General features: G+C 68.3%; 16 protein-coding genes and 2 pseudogenes. 9 read left to right on the top strand and 9 right to left on the bottom strand.

Going from position 1 to position 21,405, the window contains the following annotated elements:
• Positions 1-40: 40 nt before the first annotated feature.
• The 3 genes and pseudogenes from ACZ69M_RS46025 to ACZ69M_RS46015 form a co-directional block, all read right to left on the bottom strand.
• Positions 41-202 (bottom strand): annotated as a pseudogene (locus tag ACZ69M_RS46025) (DUF4158 domain-containing protein); the annotation flags it as partial.
• A gap of 535 nt (positions 203-737) precedes the next feature.
• Positions 738-3,062 (bottom strand): pectinesterase family protein, encoded by a 2,325-nt coding sequence (locus ACZ69M_RS46020; RefSeq protein ID WP_470059701.1) that lies wholly within the window; start codon positions 3,060-3,062, stop codon positions 738-740.
• An 80-nt stretch (positions 3,063-3,142) separates the two neighbouring features.
• Complete coding sequence (locus ACZ69M_RS46015) at positions 3,143-5,005, bottom strand: LamG domain-containing protein (RefSeq protein WP_470059700.1); 1,863 nt, start codon at positions 5,003-5,005, stop codon at positions 3,143-3,145.
• 546 nt (positions 5,006-5,551) lie between these two features.
• Here ACZ69M_RS46015 and ACZ69M_RS46010 point away from each other — a divergent pair.
• Positions 5,552-5,680: pseudogene (locus ACZ69M_RS46010) on the top strand (IS5 family transposase); the annotation flags it as partial.
• 586 nt (positions 5,681-6,266) lie between these two features.
• Here the strand turns inward: ACZ69M_RS46010 and ACZ69M_RS46005 are convergent.
• The 3 genes from ACZ69M_RS46005 to ACZ69M_RS45995 all read right to left on the bottom strand — a co-directional run bounded on the left by ACZ69M_RS46005 (position 6,267) and on the right by ACZ69M_RS45995 (position 9,215).
• The gene (locus ACZ69M_RS46005; RefSeq protein WP_470059699.1) at positions 6,267-6,950 is read right to left on the bottom strand and encodes an ISAs1 family transposase; all 684 of its coding nucleotides are present in this window, start codon (positions 6,948-6,950) and stop codon (positions 6,267-6,269) included.
• A 9-nt stretch (positions 6,951-6,959) separates the two neighbouring features.
• Positions 6,960-7,148 carry a response regulator transcription factor gene (locus ACZ69M_RS46000; RefSeq protein ID WP_470059752.1) on the bottom strand — a complete coding sequence of 63 codons (189 nt, stop codon included), beginning with the start codon at positions 7,146-7,148 and terminating at the stop codon, positions 6,960-6,962.
• 654 nt (positions 7,149-7,802) lie between these two features.
• A complete protein-coding gene (locus tag ACZ69M_RS45995; RefSeq protein ID WP_470059698.1) occupies positions 7,803-9,215 on the bottom strand; it encodes an ATP-binding protein in 1,413 nt (470 codons plus the stop codon).
• Positions 9,216-9,909: 694 nt separating this feature from the next.
• Here ACZ69M_RS45995 and ACZ69M_RS45990 point away from each other — a divergent pair.
• The 8 genes from ACZ69M_RS45990 to ACZ69M_RS45955 all read left to right on the top strand — a co-directional run bounded on the left by ACZ69M_RS45990 (position 9,910) and on the right by ACZ69M_RS45955 (position 17,865).
• The gene (locus ACZ69M_RS45990) at positions 9,910-12,177 is read left to right on the top strand and encodes a LuxR C-terminal-related transcriptional regulator (RefSeq protein ID WP_470059697.1); all 2,268 of its coding nucleotides are present in this window, start codon (positions 9,910-9,912) and stop codon (positions 12,175-12,177) included.
• Positions 12,178-12,359: 182 nt separating this feature from the next.
• A complete protein-coding gene (locus ACZ69M_RS45985) occupies positions 12,360-13,334 on the top strand; it encodes a hypothetical protein (RefSeq protein WP_470059696.1) in 975 nt (324 codons plus the stop codon).
• Positions 13,335-13,405: 71 nt separating this feature from the next.
• Positions 13,406-15,070 carry a LamG domain-containing protein gene (locus tag ACZ69M_RS45980; protein WP_470059695.1) on the top strand — a complete coding sequence of 555 codons (1,665 nt, stop codon included), beginning with the start codon at positions 13,406-13,408 and terminating at the stop codon, positions 15,068-15,070.
• A gap of 19 nt (positions 15,071-15,089) precedes the next feature.
• Entirely contained in the window at positions 15,090-15,392 is a 303-nt protein-coding gene (locus ACZ69M_RS45975) for a TIGR02391 family protein (protein WP_470059751.1), read from the top strand.
• 37 nt (positions 15,393-15,429) lie between these two features.
• Entirely contained in the window at positions 15,430-15,558 is a 129-nt protein-coding gene (locus tag ACZ69M_RS45970) for a hypothetical protein (protein ID WP_470059694.1), read from the top strand.
• 73 nt (positions 15,559-15,631) lie between these two features.
• Positions 15,632-15,790 carry a hypothetical protein gene (locus ACZ69M_RS45965; protein WP_470059693.1) on the top strand — a complete coding sequence of 53 codons (159 nt, stop codon included), beginning with the start codon at positions 15,632-15,634 and terminating at the stop codon, positions 15,788-15,790.
• 4 nt (positions 15,791-15,794) lie between these two features.
• Positions 15,795-16,475, top strand: coding sequence for a DUF6308 family protein (locus tag ACZ69M_RS45960; protein ID WP_470059692.1), 681 nt, complete (start codon positions 15,795-15,797; stop codon positions 16,473-16,475).
• A gap of 688 nt (positions 16,476-17,163) precedes the next feature.
• The gene (locus ACZ69M_RS45955; protein ID WP_470059691.1) at positions 17,164-17,865 is read left to right on the top strand and encodes a hypothetical protein; all 702 of its coding nucleotides are present in this window, start codon (positions 17,164-17,166) and stop codon (positions 17,863-17,865) included.
• Between the two features lie 328 nt (positions 17,866-18,193).
• Here ACZ69M_RS45955 and ACZ69M_RS45950 read toward each other — a convergent pair whose 3' ends face one another.
• From ACZ69M_RS45950 to ACZ69M_RS45940, 3 genes are all read right to left on the bottom strand, one after another.
• The gene (locus ACZ69M_RS45950; RefSeq protein WP_470059690.1) at positions 18,194-18,502 is read right to left on the bottom strand and encodes a CocE/NonD family hydrolase C-terminal non-catalytic domain-containing protein; all 309 of its coding nucleotides are present in this window, start codon (positions 18,500-18,502) and stop codon (positions 18,194-18,196) included.
• A 120-nt stretch (positions 18,503-18,622) separates the two neighbouring features.
• The gene (locus tag ACZ69M_RS45945; RefSeq protein WP_470059689.1) at positions 18,623-19,321 is read right to left on the bottom strand and encodes a response regulator; all 699 of its coding nucleotides are present in this window, start codon (positions 19,319-19,321) and stop codon (positions 18,623-18,625) included.
• 60 nt (positions 19,322-19,381) lie between these two features.
• The gene (locus tag ACZ69M_RS45940; RefSeq protein ID WP_470059688.1) at positions 19,382-21,397 is read right to left on the bottom strand and encodes an FtsX-like permease family protein; all 2,016 of its coding nucleotides are present in this window, start codon (positions 21,395-21,397) and stop codon (positions 19,382-19,384) included.
• Between the last annotated feature and the right edge of the window lie 8 nt (positions 21,398-21,405).

Raw genomic sequence — 21,405 nt, 5'->3', positions numbered from 1 at the left:
GTACGTGCTGGACGTGATGGACAGTGCCTCAGCGACTCCAGATAACGAACCCGAGCCGGTGATGCTCCGTCCGCCGCAGGGCGATCAGGTCCCGGTCCACGTCGTCCAGGAAGAAGAACCGCTCCAGCTCGGGCCTCGTCGGCTCCGAGGCGAACGTCCCGTACGCCTCGGCCTGCTCATCGCTCAGAAATTCCACCGGCACGAGCCGGACCGTAGCCAGCCCCGGCCCGGGCCCGGAGGCGTTTCACCGAACCCCAGCGCCGAAGTGGATCACTGTGCTAGACGGCCGTGATCGTTCTCACCGATAGCCGCTGTACCGATGTTCCCCGAGGCCGAAGCAGCCCTTGGGAAACGCCAGCCGGGCTACCTCGGCTGTCTGCTCCGGCACCTCGCCGGGAACACGGGGATGCAGCGACACAGTGCTCACCTCATCGCGACGTCCCCGCACCTGGTCGCTCCATCATCCCTCCACCGGCGGCCAGTTGAAACACACCGTCGAATTCGCCAACGGTGTCCTCCACGGGACGTGACGTCGGCGGGCGCATGACCGCCGGCCCCGCCCGAAGAGTCACGGGTCGCCTTTCGACGTCTGGCCGGCGATTCCTTGCTCAGCTGTGACGAATCCCAGGGCGGGCCGGGACGGTCTGGTTGCGCCGTTCCGGTCCGCCCTGGGTTAAAAGCGCTGCGAGACTAGGGGCCGCCGCCAGTGGGCGGTGCATCAGTCACGGCGCTTACGGTCACCAGACGGGGTTCCATCCGTCGGTGCCGGCCAGGTACTTCTGGGCGGTGTAGTCACCGGCCTGGGCCTCGGTCAGCTTCGGTCGGGTGCTCTGGTTCGTGAACGCCACGGTTCCGGGGCCGTAGTTGTGGTACTCGAAGAACCGCGCCTGCTGCCAGGTGTAGGTGGTGTCCATGTTGGTCCAGGGCTGGGCGGCAGTGATCGCGGCGGGCAGCGAGCTGTCCCGGATCACCGTCTGGGGCTGGGCGGTTGTGGTGTTGTGCCACGGCCGGCCGAGGTACATGGTGTTCGCCCCGGCCGAGGAGGTGATGCTGCTGTTGGTGATGAGGAGTCCGTACTTCTTGGCCTGATCGGTGTTGGGCGCCACGATCGTGCCGCCGGGCCAGGGCACCAGCTGGATGTTGGCTCGGTCGAACACCGCGGTGGCGTTGCCGAAGATGAAGTCGATCGAGCCCTGGATGAAGACGTTGCGGAAGTACTGCCGGGTCTGGTCGGTGGCGACCGGCGACTTGGCGAGCACGGTGTCCTGGCGGCCGAGGAGGCGGACGTTGGTGTACACCTGCCGGTCGCCCCTGGCGACCAGCGCGACGGCCTGGGTCGAGTACTGGTCGATCTCCGGGTGTTGGCTGGGGTTGAAGGAGTTGGCGATCGTGAGACCCTCGACCCTCAGGTTGGAGGGCTTGAACGTGGCGGTGGCGCTGCCCTCGGTGCCGTACGGTGCGTTGGTCGCGGGATTGGTCATCCCATGGGCGCGGCCCGCGGTGATGACGACATCCTCAGGCTTGCCGGTGGCGCCCTTGATGGTCAGGTTGGTCAGGTTGCTCGGGACGCTGATGGCTTCGTTGTAGGTGCCCTTGTTGACGATGATGGTGTGCGGGTTCCCGTCTGCGGGGACGGCGTTGATGGCGCCCTGCACGGTCGCGTACTGGGCGGAGCCGTCGGACGCGACCGTGAACGTGGGCGATACCTGCAGATGGACAATGGGTACTGGCTGCGCGCCGGGACCGGGGTCGTAGTCGAACCGGATCTTGATCCCGGCCCCGCCGTCGCTGCAGCTGGCCGTGGTCGTGAGGAGATATTCGCTCGGCGACTGCCCCTTGTTGCCCGCTCCTACGCAGGTATCCCTCACCACCGGTTGCAAGTGGAACAGTCCCTTGCTAGTCAAGTCGATGTTGAACTGCTGCCAGGGATTCGAGCTGTCACAGGGCTTGTCCATAAGCGGCGAGGCGGTGGCATCCATACAGTCCCCGGTCTCGTTGTTCATGATCAGGTACCGGCCGAAAGCAGCTGGCCGGATTTTCCAGCTCACATCGAGCCAATGTGATGTATCGGTGTCCCAGGCCGTTACCGTGTCTGATATCTCACCGGCAAACGTGGCGCCGTCCTCGGCGGGCAGGGAGAACTGCACGTCCGCGTTCGCGCGCAGTGTGTAGTAGAAGACGGCGCGATGGTCGGAGCCGAGGTCTGTGGTACCGGGGACGAAAGACGGGACCAACTCGTTCGTGACCATGTAGTCGAGTTCGCGGTTGGTCCCAGCCCCGCCGTAGTGGGTGGCCTGGCCGGTCGAGTAGAGGAACATGTCCTGCCGGATCGTCAGGCGCTGCGGCTCGCGGTTGAAGTCGCCCATGGCAGCCCACGGGTGGGCGCCCGAAGAGGCATCGATGTTCACGAGCAGCTGACGGGCGTCGTTCCCTCCCGAGGACAATGCGTGAACGGTCCAGAAGTACGTGTTGCCGATCCTGACCCCCAGAGCCGGCCGGGAGGTGGCCTGGCCGTTCGCATCGGTGAAGGCCGGTCGGGCGACGTTGACTGCTGTCGCCTCATGGCTGGTGGCGATGGCGAGGTTGACCCGACCGTTCCCGCCGCTGCGAGGGAAGTCGGTTTGCATGAAGTAGATGTACCAGAGCGCTCCATTGCGTCCGTTGGGTCGCCAGTGGTACTCCTCCACCGTCCAGCCGACGCCGTTGCGCAGGCTGGCATAGAACCCCGGCTCAGTCTGCGCCGCTCCCGGCACGATGTTGCCGTTGCCGTCGAGGTGGCCTGCGGAGGGTGGTGGCGCGCCGGCTTCCTGCAGGGCGATGACGTCGTGACCCTGGTTGATCAGGCGACGGACACCGGACTGCCACTTGTTGTCCTGTTCGTTCTGGGCGCCCTGCATGTTCCAGTTGGCGGGGCTGAAGTCCTCGACCAGGGCGGAGGCCGACGGCGCCGTCCAGAGGAGGACCGCACTGATGGCGCTGGCGATCATGGCGAAGACCACCATGAGGCTGGGGATCTTCTTCCGATGCGTGCTGCGGCTCGCCCTGAAGAGGCGACATCTCATCGATTGTCCTTTCCTGCCCCGCTGTCGAGCGGGGCGGATGGTCCTGGTCGTCATCGGCTCGTGGTGGGGCGTGACGCGCCCTAATCCATGAGTTGTTCGGCTTCCGCAGGGGCGGCTGTGGGCTGCGTGTACGGCTTGACGGTGATCTGGTTGGGGTAGGCGGTCACCAGCGGATCCGTGGCCGAGGCCGGTGCGTCGGTCTCCACCACCACCCGGTCGGACGCGCCGTCGTAGGAGACCCCAACGCTGTACGACGCGGCGCCCTCGGAGACGCCTTGGGGCGACAACTGCCGAACGGCCGCGCCCTGGATGTCCTTGATCTGGGCGAGGGTGAACTGGGCACTCTTCTTGGTGGTCGGCTTCGGCCACGACGTGGGCTTCTGCCCGAAGGGGGAGGTCCAGTCCGAGGGGTTGGCCACGGTCAGGTCGGTGCGGTCCGAGGGGAAGACGAGGACCGGGCCGGTGTTGGGGTCGTCGTACGCGGCGAGGGCGCAGTTGTAGTCGCGCAGGGCCTCCACCTGCTGCCACTGCAGATCCGTGCGGTCGCTGTCCAGGCCTGCGGCCGGGACGGGGGTGAGCTCCGACGCCTTGCCTGCGGTTCGGGTGGCGTCAGTGCACTTGTCCGCCGGGGTGGTGTTCGGGAGCGCCTGGATCGTCACCTTGCCGGGGTAGGCCGTCTTCAGCGGGTCGGTGACCGATGTGGGGGCGTCGGTCTGCACCACGACTTTGTCGCTCGGGCCGTCGTAGTGGTAGTTCAGCTGGTAGGTGGTGTCGCGGACGAGCGTGTCGGAGGTGGGCTGCACCTGGTCGACGACCGCGTCCTCGATGTCGTTGATCTGCTGCTGGGTGAACTGGCTGCGGATCAGGGCGTCCGGTTGGGGCCAGTCGGTGGGCTCCACCCCGTAGGCGGAGGTCCACCCCGTCGGGGCCGTCAGGCACCAGTTGCAGTACTTGTCGGTCGGGTAGTCCGCGGGGACGATCATCGATGCCCCGTTCCCCCCGGTGATCCCTGTGTCCGATTGCCACATGGCCAGTACGCCGTTGTTGTCGGCCAGGGCCTGCAGCTGCTGCCACTGCACGTCGCGCCAGTTGGCCCGCTCAGCCACCTCGTTCGCGGCCAGGGCTCGGTCGTAGATGCGGAAGTCCCGCATCCGGCCCTTGAAGTACTGGTCGGTGGAGTACAGCGACCGGCCGATGTAATCCGCGGTCGTTGTCCCGTTGCCGATCTGGCTGGGGGTGATGGTGATGTCTGTCTTGCGGGCCTTCTCCACGCCGTTCTCGTACAGGATGCCGGTGCTGCCGGTCTGGGTGTACGTCACGTGCTTCCACATGCCGCGCGCCAGCTGGTACGAGGCGCCCGGCTTGGTGTTCTGCTCGGCGTGCCAGTCGCTGGTGGTGAGGGCGGTGCGGAACTGGTTGCCGGTGGCGAACAGGTAGCCGTTGCCGTTGCCGCCGCTGGTGTTGCCCAGCCCGTAAAAAAAGTACGGCTTGCCCATGGCGGGGTCGATCCACGCGTCGAAGTCGACGGTGATCGAGCTCAGCCCGGCCATGAGGTTGTCGGGCATCTTGATGTAGGTGTCGGAGCCGTTGAAGGCCAGGCCTTCCTTCCCGCCCCAGCTGCCGGTGCCGTTGACGGTGCCGTCGCGGTGGTTGCCGGAGGAGTCGTAGGCCACGTTGCCGGTGAACTCGTCCAGCGGGTAGTCGAGTATCAGGCCGCTGGTGACGTCGGCCTGGGCCGGCGCAGTGGCGCTGAGCGTCAGCCCGCCGACCGTCGCGACGACGGACAGGGCGGCGCTGACGCCGGTGACGACCCGCCGCCGGCGCGGCGAGCCGCCCGACCTGGCCGGGCTGGGCTCGGTCGAGGCGGCCGGCGAGGCCGGACCACGACCGAGCGCGGCCACCGCACGGGCACGCACGGCCCTGACCACGTTCGTTCTTCGCATGCTTTTCCCTTCATTGCGCCATGCGTCGGCAGGCAAGGCCTCCCGCCTGGCTCACAAGGCGGGGGATTCCGTGATCGGGAAGCTCGGGCCCGCGACGTCTCTTGCCCCCCACTGAGCCGGCAGATCACCGCGAATCGGATGTCACGCGACGACGCCGAAGCCCTGGACATTCTTTGCTTCTCGCGCCGACTGCCGTCTCGAGGTGCTCGCGCCCGAAGCATGACTGCGGGAGGCGGCACGGGACCAGCCGGTACTTTTACGCAGGTCCGGCACAGGCGCGCGGGGGGCGTAGGTACTTTCCCGGGGTAGGCCTTACGGGGTGGGTACCTGGTTCCCCGTCCGCCAGAGGGCGATCTGAGTCCTGGCGCAGCAGGCGAGTTCGGCGAAGACGTCCCGGACGGGGCCGTCGGCCGTGCGTGGAGAGAGCCGGAGTGCGGCGGCGATCTGGCGGTTGCTCTTGCCTTGGGAACAAGAGCAACGCGACCTGCCACGGCAGGCACCTCGCCGCGCGGCCGGCCCACAGGCCGGTTCACGAATCACCGCAGTCACGGCCGCCTCGCCCGCGACCACGAAGCCCACCCCCACTGCTCCGAAGCCATGATCCGCGTCGCGATGATCGGCCTGATGAGCCGCAGACTCACCCGGGAGACAACTCCGAACTGGAGGGACGCGTAGTTGTCAGCCCATGCAGGACGTACTCAGACAGCGCTATCGGGTACGTCGCTGTCACCCGCGCCCGCCGCGACCTCGACCCCGCGGGCCTGGCCTGGATCGCCGAACACCCCGATGATCCGGGTTTGTCCTCCTGCGGTTCCGGCCCCCGCCGCTCAACAGACGGCGGCAGCGAACGACAACACCAGCCCACCGGCGAGGCCGACGTCCACCAAGAACCACGGCAGTCCCAGGCTCCCCGCGATGGTGAAGAAGATCAGCATGCATGACGGCAAAGAGCGACCGAGCACGCCCTGACGCGACGGGCCCACGGCCCCTACGGGGCCCGATCCACCGCATCCGCGCCCGGTGGCAGCCGTCAGGACTCTTTGGCATGTCGCCGTTCTCCTGGGCCCCCGTGCAATTCATCGCCTCAGGCGTGCTGCTGGTTCACCACAGCCCCGCTACCCGTCGCCACGTTGTCGCTGTCGGCCCTGCGTCGGGAGTGTAAATCTAACGGCTCTGCCCCGTAATCGGTGGTAACGAGGGGTGACGATTGTCGTTGACGGTGCATGGAAGATGTCAACTGGCCGCGGACGAGTTCGGCGAGCTAGGCCGCGGTGGCCTGCTTGGCGGTCAGGCTGGTGACGGCGTAGACCGTCTTGACGGTGGTCCTGCCAGTCTTGCGGTTGGTGCGCCGGCGCTTGATCTGAACGGCCTGGCGGGCCCCGGGAAGGAGGAGGTTGTTCACGGTGGCGACCTTGATCCGGCGGATCTCCGCGCGGCCGTGGCCGATGCCCCGGGTATGTCCCTGAAGCGGGATGTCCTTCCACGGAAGAGATCCCAACCGGCGGCGCAGCTTCTTCTGGTTGCCCTTGACGATCACGATGTAGTGGGCGCCCTTGCTGAGGAGGTAGTCGGCATGCTCGCGCTGGGTGTGCATCGCGTCGCTGGTGACGACGATGCCGGCCAGGTCGGCGACGGTGTCCGGCAGCGGCTGGAAGCAGGTGATCTCGTTGGTCTTCTCGCCGACGTCCAGCTGGGCCGGGACCAGGCCGGTGGCGTGCTCCAGTGCGGCAAGCAGGTGGATCTTGCGGCCCTTCGCCTTGGCCGCGCCGCGCAGGCTCTTGCCGTCCACCGCGAGGCCGCACGGCCCGGTCGTCTTCAGACGGCGGTCGGCAAGCCAGCTCCCGACAGCCAGGTCCAGCGCGTCGCCGTCGATGCGGGCCAGCAGTCGACGGACCGTGGTCTCGGAAACGACAGGGCCATTCGTGCGGGGTGGATACCTGGACACCGGGCCCGGTTAGGGGGTGGGTGCCTGATTTGCCCACCAGTTCGCAATCTGGGTGCGTCGGCCGTAGTCGAGTTTGGTCAGGATGTTCTCGATGTGGCTGTCGACGGTACGCGGCGACAACACCAGCTCAGCGGCGATCTGCTGGTTGGTCATGCCCTGGGCGACGAGTGCGGCCACTTCCCGTTCCCGGCGGGTCAGCAGGCTCGGTGGGGCGGCCGGGGCAGCCGGTTCGGTGTCGGCATTCAGGGCGTAGGCGATGGCCAGGCCGGGGCAGTTGTAAGCGGCGCCCTCTGCCAGCGCCTTCCTGTACGCCTTCGCGCCCAGCGCGTGCAGGACCGTTCCCTCGCCACCGGGCGTGCTGCTCGGCCATATGTACGCTGAGGTCGGACACCTTGGTACCGGCCTCCCCGCACAGTGCGCTGACGGTGCCGAGCAACCGTGCAGCTTGCTGGTGATCGCCGGCGGCAGCGGTGGTCCAGGCGAAGAGTTCCAACATCAGCGGCGTACCGATGTGGTCGTTGATGCCCTGCTGGACCTCCAGCCCGGACCGGACGAGTGCCGTACTCGCCTTCACGTCGCCACGCGTCCAGTTTTGATAGGCCATTGCCCACAACACATGGGCACGGCCCCATCTCTCACCGGACATCTCTGCCATGGCGACCGAGTTTGGCCGGTCTCCTGCGCGCGCGGATCCCCGAGGGCGCCCTGCGTGACGCAGAGCTGGAAGAGTGCGAACAGTGCTCCCGCCCGCTCGCCGAGCGCCGTATGGGCAGCCACCGCGGACTCCAGTACAGGCGCGGCCTCCGCCAACCGCCAGCGGTAGATGGCAAGACTGCCACGGTATGTACGAGCCTACGCGGCCGTTACTGGGTCGCCCAACCGCCCGCCCAAGGCGTCGGCCTCGTCGAGCCATCGTTCAGCGCTCGTGTCATCGAGCTGGAGCAGCGCCACCCATGCGGCAACGCACAAAGCTCTGGCTCGCGTTGGCTCCGTCGCGGCCGCGAGCGCCCCTTCCAGCCTGCGACGCCCCTCGCCGAGGAATCCTCCGACGCACCAGTGGAAGCGCAAGGCAGCGGTTAGTGCGAGTTTGGCTTGCGGGTCGTCACCGAAGGCCAGCGCGGTCCGAAGGTTGTCGTGTTCGGTACGCAGCCGGGCCAGGTCCTCCTCCTGGCGCGGGCCGAACCATCCTTTGTTGATGCGCTCGGCAAGTGAGAGGTAGAAGTCGCGGTGCCGCTGCCGCAGCTCGTGTTCCTTCCCGCGCTCGGCGAGCCTGGCCATGCCGTACTGGCGGATGCTCTCCAGCAATCGGTAGCGGGCGTGCCCATGGGGCGCGGTGGTGAGTACGACAGACTGGGCAACCAGCCGGTCCAGGAGGTCCAGCACCTCATGCCGGGCAATGCCCTCGCCCGAGCAGACGTCCTCGACTGCGTCCAGCCCGAAGCTGCCGGCGAACACGGACAGCCGGTTCCACAGCAGCCGCTCGGCCGGGGTGCACAGCTCCCAGCTCCAGTCGATCGTCCCGCGCAGCGTGCGCTGGTGAGGCAGCGCGGTCGGGTCGCCGCTGGTGAGCAGCCCGAAGCGGTCCTCCAGCCGGTCCGCAATCTGCTCCACGGTGAGGGTGCGCAGCCGGGACGCGGCCAGCTTGACCGCCAGCGGCAGCCCGTCCAGATCAGCGCACAGGCGGGCGGCCGCGGCCCGGTTCCCCTCACTGAGCCGGAAGCCGGGCCGGGCCGCGCAGGCCCGGTCTTCCAATAGGCCGGCCGCGTCGTCCGGGGACAGCGGGGGCACGGTGAAGACGTGCTCGCCCATGAGGCCCAGCACGCGGCGGCTCGTGGCCAGGATGCGCAACTCGCCGGAGGCGGAGAGGAGGGTGTCCGCCAGCTCGGCGCAGACTCCGACGAGGTGCTCGCAGTTGGCCAGCACGATCAGCGCCCGCCGCTCAGCCAGGTAACCCGCGAGCTGCTCCAGCACTGGCTGGGTGCCCAGGTCCGGCATCCCCAGCGCGGTCGCCACGACCCCTGCCGCTGCCTCTGGTTCCAGCTCCGGGGCCAAGTCCACCAGCCATGTCCCGTCCGGGAAGGTCTGCGCCGCCCCGGCGGCCCCCTGGAGTGCGAGCCGGGTCTTGCCGACCCCGCCCGGCCCGGTGAGTGTGAGCAGCCGGGTTCTCTGCAGCAGGCTGCAAATCCTGGCGGCCTCGGGCTGACGGCCGACGAAGTTGGTGAAAGCCTCAGGCAGGTTCCCCGCCCGCGACCCGGCGTTGGCCACGCCATTCGCCTCCCAACCGCCCACACGGCGAATGGCGGGGGACCGTCAACCAGCGGCCCGTACGAACACAGAACGGCTTCCGCTATCACCATAACGGCGGCTGAAGGCGCCGTACCATCGATCCCGGCGACCTTCACAGTGAGTAACCAACCTGTGTATTCCAGCACACAGTCGGATACTTGTGCCGGGTTGAGCTGGACCGGCTCGGACGCGTACAACAACGACACCAGGGACTCCCGGCATTGCTTTGAGCTGGATTCGCATCCCCGGGCTACCGAGAGGTCCTGATCTTCATGCGCCTACAACGGGAAGATCACCCCGGCAAACCTGTTCGAGCCGCTCCAGGAGCCAGCACCTGTTCCGGGCTGGTCGCAGTAAGCTCGATTGCTGCAGTGTGCAGCCAAAGCTTCGGGCCGAGTCGCCCGGGACTCCGCTTGAGTCGGTGATCACCCTGCTCAATGTGGGTGAGAGGCCTTGACGGTCACTTGCTAAGCCTTGCGCTGACCGTCGACCATCTGGATCCCGGGATCCGTAGTTATCCTGCGAGGCGGCAGCTGTCGGAGGCTCGAGGGCGAACCCTTCAGAGCTGGCGGGAGCCTGAGGTTTTATGCATTATTGACTGCAAATTCTTCTTGCGGGTGTTCGCGCCACTTTGGGCGCTGTGGACGGCGCCGTGGGACCGGGAGGCGGGGACTTGGCCGTCGAGGCGTTGCGTGGGGTGAACCTGCCTGCGGCCTTCACCAGGTTCGTCGGCAGGCGGCAGGAGCTGGCCGAGGTCCGCCGCCGTCTGGCCGGCGCGCGGTTGCTGACGGTGACCGGGCCGGGCGGGGTGGGCAAGACCCGGCTGGTGCTGGAGGCCGCGGCCACGCTGGCAAGGTCCTTTCCGGGAGGGGTATGGCTGGTGGACCTGGCCTCGGCGGAGGACCCGTCGATGGTGGCGAGCACGACCGCTATCGCGCTGGCGATGCCGGACCTCGGCACCAAGCCCATGCTGGAACAGCTCGCCGGATACTTGGCCGGTCGACGGGCGCTGATCGTGCTGGACAACTGCGAGCATCTGGTCGACGCCTGTGCGCACCTGGCGGTGGCGCTGCTCTCGGCCACCCCCGGACTGCGCATCATGGCGACGAGCCGTCAGATGCTGGGCGTGGTCGGCGAGCACGTCTTCGGAGTCGGGCCGCTGCCGCCGCAGGACGCGGCGGAGCTGCTGCGGGACCGGGCCACCGCGATCCATGAGGGTGTCCAGATCAACGACGCGAACAGCGCCGCGGTCGCCCGGCTGTGCACCGATCTGGACGGGCTCCCGCTGGCCATCGAGCTGGCCGCGGCCCGGCTGCGTACGCTCACCGTGGAGCAGATGGCGGACCGGCTGGAAGACCGGTTCGCGCTGCTCTCGAAGGGGAGCCGGACCGCGCAGCCGCGCCAGCGCACGCTGCGCGCCGCGATCGACTGGAGCTACGAGTTGTGCAGCCCGGCCGAGCAACTGCTGTGGAACCGGCTGTCGGTCTTCGCGGGCGACTTCTCCCTCGATGCCGCGGAGGCGGTGTGTGCGGGCGAGGGAATCTCCCCGCATGAGGTGCTGGACCTCCTCGACCGGCTGGTCGTGCAGTCCATCGTCCTGCCCGCCGAAGCCGAGGGGATGCCTCGTTACCGTCTGCTGGAGAGCATCCGGCATTACGGGCGCGAGCAGCTCGTCGAGTCCGCCGAGGAGGAACGCCTGCGAAGCCGGCATCGGGACTTCTTCCTTGCCCTGGCCGAAGGTGTCGCCGCCACCTGGTTCGGCCCGGATCAGGTGGCGGGCCTGGCCCGGCTGCGCGCCGAGCATGGCAACCTTCAGGCGGCTCTGGCCTGCCGGGACGATCCGCAGGCCACGCTGGCGCTGGCGGCCGCGCTGCGCTCCCACTGGTGTGTCGGAGAGTTCCTCGGCGAGGGGCGTCACTGGCTGGACCGCGCACTGGCGGCTGCGCCCGGGCCCACCGTGGCCAGGGCGCAGGCCTTGTGGGTCTCCGCCTGGATCGCGTTGGCCCAGGGCGATCCGGACGCGGCCGACCAGCGGCTGAGGGAGGCCGACGAACTGAGCGACGTGCTGGATGACGCTCTGGTGCGCGCAAACATCCGGGGCATGCACGGCACCGCAGCCCTGTATCGCGCGCAGGCGGAGCAGGCCGTGCCCCTGTACGAGGAAGCGGTGGCCGCGTTCCGGACAGTGGGAGCGGAAGACTCCGCGGCCGAGTGGCAGTGCTCACTGGCCATCGCGCGGGCCTATGCTGCAGACCCGTGTGCGGACGAGGCCGGCCAGGATGCGCTCACCGCCGCCGAGGCGCGCGGTGAGCGCTGGGGCCGCGCGCACGTGCTGGCTGCTCTGGCTTCTCGCGCGCGGGAACACGGCGACATTGCCTACGCCCTGGAGTCGATCCGCGCCGCGCTTGAGCTGTTGCGGGGCTTCAACAACCACATCGCGGCCGCGCACAGCCTGGAGCTGTTCGCGTGGTTCACCGCTGCGCACGGCGACCACGAACGGGCGGCCCGGCTGCTGGGCTCCACGACTGTGCTGTTCCGGGATGCCGGCACGACGATCTACACGTTTCCCCATCTGGCCGAGCAGCGCAGGCAGTGTGAGGAAGCCCTGATGCGCGCCCTGGGCCGGTCACGCTACGAGAGGGCGCTTGCGGAGGGCGGCCGGATCGACGGTCCCGCCCACGCCGTGGACATGGCGTTGGACGCCGGGAGTGCAGCGCCTCCAGCGCCCCCCGTGCCCCCGCCGCCGACCGTGGCTGCCGGCCCCCTGACCCGCCGCGAACAGCAGGTGGCCGCCCTGGTAGCCCAGGGCATGAGCAATCGGCAGATCGCCGCTGAACTCGTGTTGTCCCCGCGCACCATCGACAGCCACATCGAGCGCATCCTGACCAAGCTCGGCGTCGGCAACCGGGCCCAGATCGCGGCCTGGTGGGCATCGAATTAGGTATCCGTTCCGTAGAACCACCCACGACACACACCCGGCCCCGGCCCGATGCTGTGCGGCATGGGCGCCCCAGCACGCGGGCTGCTCGTCATCGGGCAGCCGGCAGGCCGGAGACCTCACCTCGCGCGTACGAGACTTCGATCGCGGGTGACTGCTTGGCCTGAGCAAGTCCGCTGCCCCGTGTGCTTTCCAGCGTGTTCACCCGGTTCGGAGGAAAGATGATCAGGCGAATCGCAGTGTTCATACCAAGAAGAACCAGATCCAGGAAATCCGCGTTCGCGGCGTTCGTGACGGCTGCCCTCGCGATCGCGCTCCTGCAGGCGTTCCTGTCAGTCGCCCCGGTGCAGGCAGCATCGGTCAACGACTGCCCCGGAGGCTCCACATCGGGACAGGGGTCGTCGAGCTGTCCCAATCTGCACAACAACGACCTGGTGAGCCAACGGAGGTTTCCGAGCGTCCTGTACCGCGGGGATTCGCGCATGCCGTACGACATTTTCACCAACGGCTTCGGCTCGCGGGGCAGCAATGACGACATCGTCTCGCACGTCCAGGGTGACCGGGCCGGGAACAGCAACTACATCTCGACCACGGGCACACTGGGTGTGGCCGAGCCGTTCGCGCGTAGCCAGGGCTTGCGCAACCTGGAATCCGTGGCGACGCAGCGGCGCTGCACGACCGGTCGGATGGCGTTCTACGCAGCCATCCCGGTGTTCGGCCAGTATCTGCTGGAAAGCTGCGTCCACGGCACGGTGACTGCGGAGACTTTCGTCTACCAGATCGATCCGGTATGGGCGGCAAACGCGGTTTATGTGCCGGATCAGATCCGCGGTAACACGGCCCTCTACAACCACTATGCCTCCCAGGACGAATGGGCCTACGTCCACCGGATCCCGAACTACGCGATTGTCGGTGTCCGTGTCTACCGGATGACTGCGCACGCCGACCTCGGCGGCCTGATCTCCACGCGCACCATCACCTTCCGCTACGAACGCTTCCTCGGCAATCCCCACCACACGGAAGCCCGCATCGTCTACGACCCGGAAAGCGACGCGAACTCCCACTGGTCCTACACGTCCTTCCTGAACACTCCGCCCATCCCCGCGAACTCGTGGACCCGGGGTTGCGAGGCGTTCCTCAGGTGCAGGAGCGGGGGCTGATCGCGGTGTTCACCTTCGAAAGAAGACATATGGGTGGCGAGAGAGTCCACCACCGACAGGGAAGCGAGCACATGCCGGAACACGACACATCGAGGGTGACGCCGCGGGGGGCGGCCCCATCGCGCACCCCGCGGTGGCGGCGGATACGCTTTGGCCTGCTCACCGTCCTGCCCCTGCTGGCAGGCACACTGATCCCTGCCTCTCCGGCGCTCGCCGACAGCAACTCCGACGGTCTGGTGCTGTGGTACCAGCTGAACGAGACCTCCGGTACGGTCGCCAACGACGCCTCCGGCCTGGGCCATGACGGCACCGTCAACGGCACCGCCGGCTGGGGCGGGGACCAGGGCCTGACCTTCGACGGCTCCGACACCTACATCAAGGTCCCGGACAACATCATGTCCGGACTCACCTCCATCACCGTGTCCTACGACGTCTGGATCGACCCGAGCCAGTCCGGCTCTTACTTCACCTACGGGTTCGGCAACACCAGCGGCGGCAGCGGCAACGGCTACCTCTTCGGCACCGGCAACCCGATGCGCGCCGCGATCACGCCCGGCGACTACACCCACGACCAGAACACCATCCCGGCGGACAACCACGCCCTGCCGCGCGGCACGTGGAAGCACATGGCCTACACGCAGACCGGCACCACCGGCGTCCTCTACGAGGACGGCACCGAGGTGGCGCGCAACACCTCGGTGACCACCACCCCCGACTCGATCGGCAACGGTACGACGACCGCGGACTACATCGGCCGCTCGCTGTTCTCCTCAGACCACTATTTCAAGGGCAAGATCCGGGACTTCCGCGTCTACAACCGGGCCCTGTCCGCCACCGAGGTGCAGTCCGTGGCAGCAGCGGACTGGGAGGAGGTCCAGGCCCTGGCCACCAACAACGGCGCCATGGACGCCTTCGAGGACCCCAACATCGGACCGGTCATCATCTTCCCCTCGGACTACACCGGCGACATCAACAACCTCCAGCCCCCGACCGGCTGGAAGGACTCCAACGGGAACACGCCGACCAGCTGGCCCACCCCCACCACCGCCCGCAGCGCCCTGTTCACCGCGGACCAGATCAGCGCTCTGCAGGACGCTCTGTACCAGGCGATCCAGCCAGACGGCGACACGACGTACAACCTGTCCGTCCGCTACGACGGCATGAGCGACCGCATGATCGCACAGACCAACGCCCCGGCCTCCATCACCGACCCCCTGGCCACCCAGTACGCCGGCCAGCTGGTGATCAACACCTCCGCCTCCACCCCGCAATCACCGCCCTCCTGCACCCCGGCGGACGGCCCCACACCCACCGGCGACATCGCCGACCCCGTCACCCAGCTGCAGGAGCTGGCCGACTACAACTGCGCACTCGCGTACTTCGAGGACCCCAACATCGGACCGGTCATCATCTTCCCCTCGGACTACACCGGCGACATCAACAACCTCCAGACACCGACCGACTGGAAGGATTCCAACGGGAACACGCCGACCAGCTGGCCCACCCCCACCACCGCCCGCAGCGCCCTGTTCACCGAGGCCAAGGTGAAGAAGATCACCGACGCGGTCTACGCACAGGTCGCACCCAACGGCGACCAGACCTACAACGTGTACACCTTCTACGACGGCACGTCCGACCGAATGATCGTGGCCACCAACGCCCCGACCTCGGTCACCGATCCGCTACTGGCCGCATACCCCGGCCAGATCACCCTTAAGGCGTTCCCGACCTCATAAGCGGCCCCGGAACGGCTGACTGAACACCGGGAAACCGCAACCAACCCCGGGCACGGCCCGCAGCACGCCAGTTCGCTGCGGGCCGAGCGCGCTGCCGCTCCCCGTATCCGAAGGCGCTGCACCACTGCACGCTGGAGATGTTGGTCAAGATCCCTTCCGCGTCATCCTGGAAGCGGTCAAGTCGGTGGCCGACCGGCTGCGGCAGCTCACCGGGCAGCGCTTGGATGGGGCGCGGCTGGTCGACGCGGTGCTCATGCCCGGCCGGGGCACCGCCCGGGTGGCCGTCAACGCGAACGTCAGCGGGCCCGAACTGGAGGAGTAAAAGGGGGCTGGCGAACCTGGTCAAGGGTTTGTTCGGCATGTACCGCAACCCGGCCACGCACGAGCCGCGGCTTCACCGCACGGTCACCGACGAGGAGTTGCTGGAGCTGCTGACCACGTTGGCGATGGTGCTCCGGCGGCTCGACAGTGCGCGCGTGACGCTCTGATATCGGTCGTGGTGCCACCAGGCCACCGCGAGCCGACGAGGTCGACTGGAGCTGGGGCAACGTCGCCGAGGCGATGCGCCGCGCGGTAGGCCACTACCAGGAGTCCGGAGCTGCTGATCCTGCCTTCATCGTTGCCCAGGTCGGCGACGAACCCTGGGACAAAGCCGAGGTCCGCTCCCTGCGAATCGCTGCCCAGCACGCCCTCGCGCTCAACAACCGCCTCTCGGAGTAGCCCCGTGTCCACACCTGGCCTGCAGCCGTTCACCCGCCGACTGAACAGCCTCATCACCTCTGATCAGGCATCCTCGGATCTCCGACGCTACTTCGGCATCGATCTGCAGCCAGGGGTTGTGCCTTTCACGGGAAGCCGGTTCGAGCACCTGGCCGGCGGGGGAGACCGCCCGGCAGTCGCCAACGCAGTGACCGCCGACGACCTCATCGCGGTGCAGACCTTGTCGGTCAAGATTCCCGCGCAGGCCTCCCTGGACCTTCTCGAAGGCGATCTGGGGGCACAGCTGTCCAAGCTGCTGAGCAGCATCCCCTCCGACGTTGACATGGCCGAGGCCGACGCTGCCGATCTGGCCCCTGGATCACCGGCGGACAGCGCCTGGCACCTTCTCGACGACCAGACCGGAATCGGCTGGGTCACGGCCGGCAAAATCCTTGCCCGCAAGCGCCCACGCCTTCTACCCGTCTATGACCAGGTTGTTCGTTGCATCTTTGGTCAGCCCCAGTTCTTCTGGCTCACCTTGCACGCTGCGTTGCGCACCGACGACTACGCCCTCCACCGCAAGCTGCTGGCGCTGCGCGAGTTGGCCGGCGTGCCCGAGACTGTCAGCGCTCTACGGGCCTGTGACGTCGTGCTCTGGATGCGGCACCACACGGAGCATCGAGAGACGAACTGCGTCTGGCAGTGACACCACCCGGTCGGCCTGGACAGGGAAGAGCGATGCAGGTCGCCGGCAGATGCGTCACTACCCTCTCGCTTCACTTGGTGGCAGTCGGCGGCTGTTCATCCTCGCTCGCGTTCTGGTCGCTCTGGTTGTCTGCCGGTGGCGTGGTGTTTCTGGAGGGCGGTGGGAACGTCGCCGATGAGGTTGATGGTGGTGACGCGGGGGCGGGATCCGATGCCGTTGAGGGCGATGACCGATGCCATTCCCCAGGCAACGGCGGGCAGAGCTGCCGCTGTCGGGCGCGCGACGGCGGGTGTGCCGTACTGGTGAAGAGGCGGTGTTCTGACCCTGCGCTATTCGGTCACTCCCGACCGTGGCCACGGGCTACGACAACCACCCCTACAAACAGGTGAAGAGGCGTTGTTGCGGGCGCCCCCCTTCGGGGGCGGCTGCCTGGACCGCGTACACCCTCCGGTGCAGATGACACAATTAAGGAAAACGAAAGGAGTTTCCCTGGCTGCTCAGTCATCTGGGACACGAACTGTGCTGGCGGCTGGCGGGAAAACGCTGGCAGCCCGCCAGCCGCCCTACGCCTCCTGACCCGAGGGCACAATCAACAAGCCCATTCCAGGAAGCGATACCGACATCCTAGGCAACGGCCAGGCTTCACCTGGCGATGCTGGTGCGCCGTCTCGGCCCCTTCACCCGCCAGATGGGAAAGACCACCGTGACAACACTTGACGGCCGTGAGGTCTACACCCGCCGTGAGCTGATGACCAAGTACGGCATGGCACTCTCCGCATTGGAAGAGTGGTATCGCAACCGCCGGTGGACCGACCACCCGGAAGCGGTCGGCACAGCAGGTCGTGAGCTCGTCTGGGACGCGGCCGAATGGGACCACTGGTACCAGGAGCGGCAGAACACGGCAGGCCTGGTCACACGCGCCGACCTCGAAGAACGCCACGGCCTTGCCCGCAGCACGCTCGAGCGCTTGTGGGCACTAAGGGTAGAAAACGAACATCCCGCACCCGCCAAGACACTGGACCGCGTCATGTACTGGGACCACGACCGGTGGGAGGCCTGGTATGCCGACTACAAGAAGCGCACCCAGCGACGCGAGATCCACGTCGACCGCAGCGGGAACCCCGATGACCTGCTGACCCTGGCAGAGGCCGCCCGCGTTCTTGGCGTCACACCCGTCAGCATCGCCCACCATCCCAAGCGCATGCCGCGCGGCTGGCCCCAGCCAGCCGAAGAGGAGCAGCTCCCCAGCGGCCGCCTACGGCGCTGGTACCGCCGCGCCGACATCTGGACCTACGCCGACACCCGCACCGCCGCCGGACCCCACCGCGCCAAACACCCCAGCAGGAAGCCCCGTCCTGACGGCAACGTGCAGGACCACGCCCCGGGCTAACCGACCAACCCTGTAACAATTTTGACCGTGCGTTATTCGGTGGCTCTGAGGGCCGCGAGGTAGCCGGCCCAGCTGTCCTGGGCGAGCGCCGCCCACTGATTCGCGGTATTCCTGTGGACACCGAAAAGGTCGCTGATGATGATCGACGGTAGTTCCCCGGCCATGCCGAACAAGGCCGTGTTGCGGGTGGCGATGGTAGGCAGCGCTGATTCCTCAGGCGAGTATGGCCACGAAGGTTCGTAGAGGGGCGACCAGTTTGCTGCTTCGACGAAACCTGCTCGACTCGGACAGGCCGCGAAGGCTACCGCGCGTCAGACCCTCAAGCCCGTTACCGGCGGTGACGGGTCAGTCTCCCGCCATCGCCACCCTTGGTCAGTTGGTGTGTGTGGGCAGGACGGTGAGGCGGAGCCAGGAACCGTCTATGGGGCCGGTGTTGCAGGGTCTGAGTGCTCCCCTTGTATGCAGGCGTGAGCCAGGGGCCCTCGGTGGTACCGGAGTTGGGAAGGTAGTTCGGGAAGTCACTGCTCGCGACCGGAAGTGAGATGCGGTGCCCCGGCCGCATCCGGTAACCGGTGTGTCCGAGATGGATATGTGCCGGTGCTCCGGCACGGCGGCGGGCGCTGCCGCGGACGATCATGCGGGCGCTTCAGCCGGGGGCCACGTCGAGGAGTTTCACGCACGAGGTGCAGGCCGCCGCCCTCCGCGTCGTCCAGGCAGTGCCGACATCGCCCGGGCCGCCGGACCACATGGCGGCGCCTCAGGCGCCGGGCTGCGCGTGCCGGTGCTGCCAGGCCCAGGCCGCGATCTCGACGCGGTTCCGGGCGGCCAGTTTGAGCTGGACGCTGCCCAGATGCGTCTTGACCGTGGACAGGGAGACGTACAGTTCGGCAGCGATCTCGGCGTTCGTACGGCCGAGGGCGACCAGGCGGACGACGTCGAGTTCCCGGTCGGTGAGCGGCTCCTTGGGCGAGGCGGGCTCCACCGGAGCAGCGGGGGCGGGCTGGGGGGCGGTGACGTGCTTGAGCAGGCGGACCGTGACCGACGGTGAGACCAGTGCGTCGCCGGCCGCGGCGGCGCGGACCGCCTCCGCGAGGAGGGTGGGTCCGGAGTCCTTCAGCAGGAAGCCGCACGCGCCGCCGCGCAGTGCCCCGTACACGTACTCGTCGAGGTCGAAGGTGGTGACCACGACCACCCGCAGCGGGTCGGCCACCTCGGGCCCCGCCAGCAGCCGGGTCGCCTCCAGACCGTCCATCCTCGGCATCCGGATGTCCAGCAGGCACACGTCCGGCCGCAGCCTCCGGGCCAGCGCCACCGCCTCCTCGCCGTCGGCGGCCTCGGCGACCACGGTGATGTCGGGCTGGGCATCGAGGAAGAAGCGGAAGCCAGTACGGACCATTTCCTGGTCGTCGGCGATGAGGACCCGGATGGGTGCTCCGGACGGATGGGGAGTGGTCATGGCTCGATCATGCCTCAACGGTATGGGGCCTCGGGGTGCGAGTCCGCCGTGGGTACGGTGTCAGTCCGCCGTCTGTGCCGGACCCGCCGTCACCCTGCGCAGCAGCGGCCTGCTGCCGGCGATCGCGGCGAGCATGGCCAGCGCGCCGACGGCCACACAGACCACCAGTTGCACGACACCGGAGGTGTTGATCGTGGTGCCGGCCGCCTTGTTGAGCTGCATGGCACCGAAGGCGCCCATCGCCGTGGTGCCGCCGGCCAGGACGGCCAGCGGAATCACGGTCTCGCGGATGCGGGCCCGGTCCAACACTTCCAGCGGGGTGCCGGCCAGCCGCAGCAGGCCGTAGATCCGGCGCCGGTCGAGGACGTTCGCGGCGGCCGTGAGGCCCGCGGAGGCGGCCGCGACGACGAAGCCCAGGACCAGGGTGGCGGTGCTGACGGTGGCGACGCGGGAGGTGACGGTGTCGTCCGACGCGGACACGTACTCCTGGGTGATGGGGTACCTGCCCGAGCCGAGGGGCGCCAGGGCGGTGACGGCGGTGTCGATGCGTTCCTGGCCGCCAAAGACGTGGGCGGTCACGCCGGGGACACCGCCGAGCAGGCTGTCGTAGGCGTCCTCGCTGGTGACGGTGACGGTCGCCGTGACGCCCGCGCGGTGCAGGAGCGCACGGGCCTCGGTGGCGGTGCGCCGGGCGTCGGCGGCGCTTGCGGTGATCACGGCGACCTGGCCGTGGTGGCTGGTTCCCTCGGAGCCCAGGGTGCTGACGGAGAAGAAGCCTGCCACGAACCCGGCGAGCACCAGGCCGCTGACGGTGCGCCAGGCTCCGCGCGGGTCGTCGCTGAGCCGGCGGGCGGCCAGCAGCGTGGCCGGGCGCTTGGCGCGGCGGCCCACGATCCGGCCCAGCCGGTCCACCACCCAGGGCCCGAACAGCCAGAACGCGCCGTAGAACAGCGCGAGCAGGGCGAGGAGTTGGCGGGTCTTCAGCTGGCCGCTGTCGCCCGTCGTCATCCAGATGTAGAGCAGGACCACCACGAACAGCACCACGCGGACGGCGCGGGTACGGCGCGGGTTGGCCTGCTGCGCCACGCCCAGGGGCGAGGTGGCCACCTGGCGCAGCATCGTCACCGCACTGACGGTGATCAGCGCGGTGACGGCCAGCACCACGGCCGCCAGCCACGGAAGTCCCACCCACAGCCGGCCGGTGTACCAGGAGCCCACGCCGTACGGGAGTTCGGCGAGCGCGGGCAGCAGCACCGCGTAGGCGAGCGCGCCCGCCAGGGCCCCGGCCGCGCCGACCGCGGCCGCCTCGACGGCGGTCATGGCGAGGATCTGCCGCGGGGTCGCCCCGGCCAGCCGCAGGGCGGCGAGCCGCTGTTCGCGCCGGGCAGCTCCCAGCCGTCCGGCGGCCGAGGCCAGCACCACGACCGGTACGACGAGCAGCACCACGCCCAGCAGCACGGTCCCCTGGTCGATACCGGTGAACACGCTCGCCTTGATGCCGGCGAACCCGGAGACCAGTGCGCGTTCGGTCAGCCCGTCGTCGTAGTAGTACTGTTCGCCGGCCGCCTTGGAGACGGCCGCGTCGCCGGGTGCCCGTCCGACCACCGCGACCAGTTCGTCGGGCGAGGCGAGACCGGCGGCGCCGATCGTGCCGTACGACGTCACCTTCGGCAGGCGGTCGGCGAGCTGACCGGCGGGGAGCCTGTGCAGCAGCTCGGCCAGGGCGGGAGAGACGAACACCCGGCCCTGTTCCGGGAAGGCGCTCAGGCCGGGTGGTGCGGGGGTCTGCGCGCGGCCGGGCAGTCGGGCCAGGTTCACGACGGTGACGGGTTCGTGGCGTACGTACGTCGTGGTCGTCGTCTGGACCGCCGTGGCTTCCTTGGCCGGTACGGCGTCGGGGGTGCGCCAGGTGGTGTGATCGGCGCGGGCGCCGGAGCCGAGGGAGACGGCGATCATCACCAGCATGAGGAAGGAGCCGACGGCGGCGGCTCCTGCCGCGAGCAGCTGGGAGTGCAGGCCGCGACGGCCGGAGGACTTGGCGAGGTGCCAGGTCAGGGGCAGGACGGGGGAAGGCATGGCAGCGA

This window comes from Streptomyces sp. NPDC107454 (assembly GCF_055582885.1).
The sequence above is the reverse complement of the archived record's forward strand: the minus strand, read 5'-3'. Positions and strand labels throughout refer to the sequence as shown.

Bases quoted from the DNA above. Each gene is read 5' to 3' on its own strand.
- ACZ69M_RS46020 (WP_470059701.1), bottom strand. From the start codon at position 3,062: ATGAGATGTCGCCTCTTCAGGGCGAGCCGCAGCACGCATCGGAAGAAG.
- ACZ69M_RS46015 (WP_470059700.1), bottom strand. From the start codon at position 5,005: ATGCGAAGAACGAACGTGGTCAGGGCCGTGCGTGCCCGTGCGGTGGCC.
- ACZ69M_RS45980 (WP_470059695.1), top strand. From the start codon at position 13,406: ATGCCGGAACACGACACATCGAGGGTGACGCCGCGGGGGGCGGCCCCA.
- ACZ69M_RS45970 (WP_470059694.1), top strand. From the start codon at position 15,430: ATGTACCGCAACCCGGCCACGCACGAGCCGCGGCTTCACCGCACGGTC.
- ACZ69M_RS45965 (WP_470059693.1), top strand. From the start codon at position 15,632: ATGCGCCGCGCGGTAGGCCACTACCAGGAGTCCGGAGCTGCTGATCCT.
- ACZ69M_RS45955 (WP_470059691.1), top strand. From the start codon at position 17,164: ATGGGAAAGACCACCGTGACAACACTTGACGGCCGTGAGGTCTACACC.
- ACZ69M_RS45950 (WP_470059690.1), bottom strand. From the start codon at position 18,502: ATGATCGTCCGCGGCAGCGCCCGCCGCCGTGCCGGAGCACCGGCACAT.
- ACZ69M_RS45945 (WP_470059689.1), bottom strand. From the start codon at position 19,321: ATGACCACTCCCCATCCGTCCGGAGCACCCATCCGGGTCCTCATCGCC.
- ACZ69M_RS45940 (WP_470059688.1), bottom strand. From the start codon at position 21,397: ATGCCTTCCCCCGTCCTGCCCCTGACCTGGCACCTCGCCAAGTCCTCC.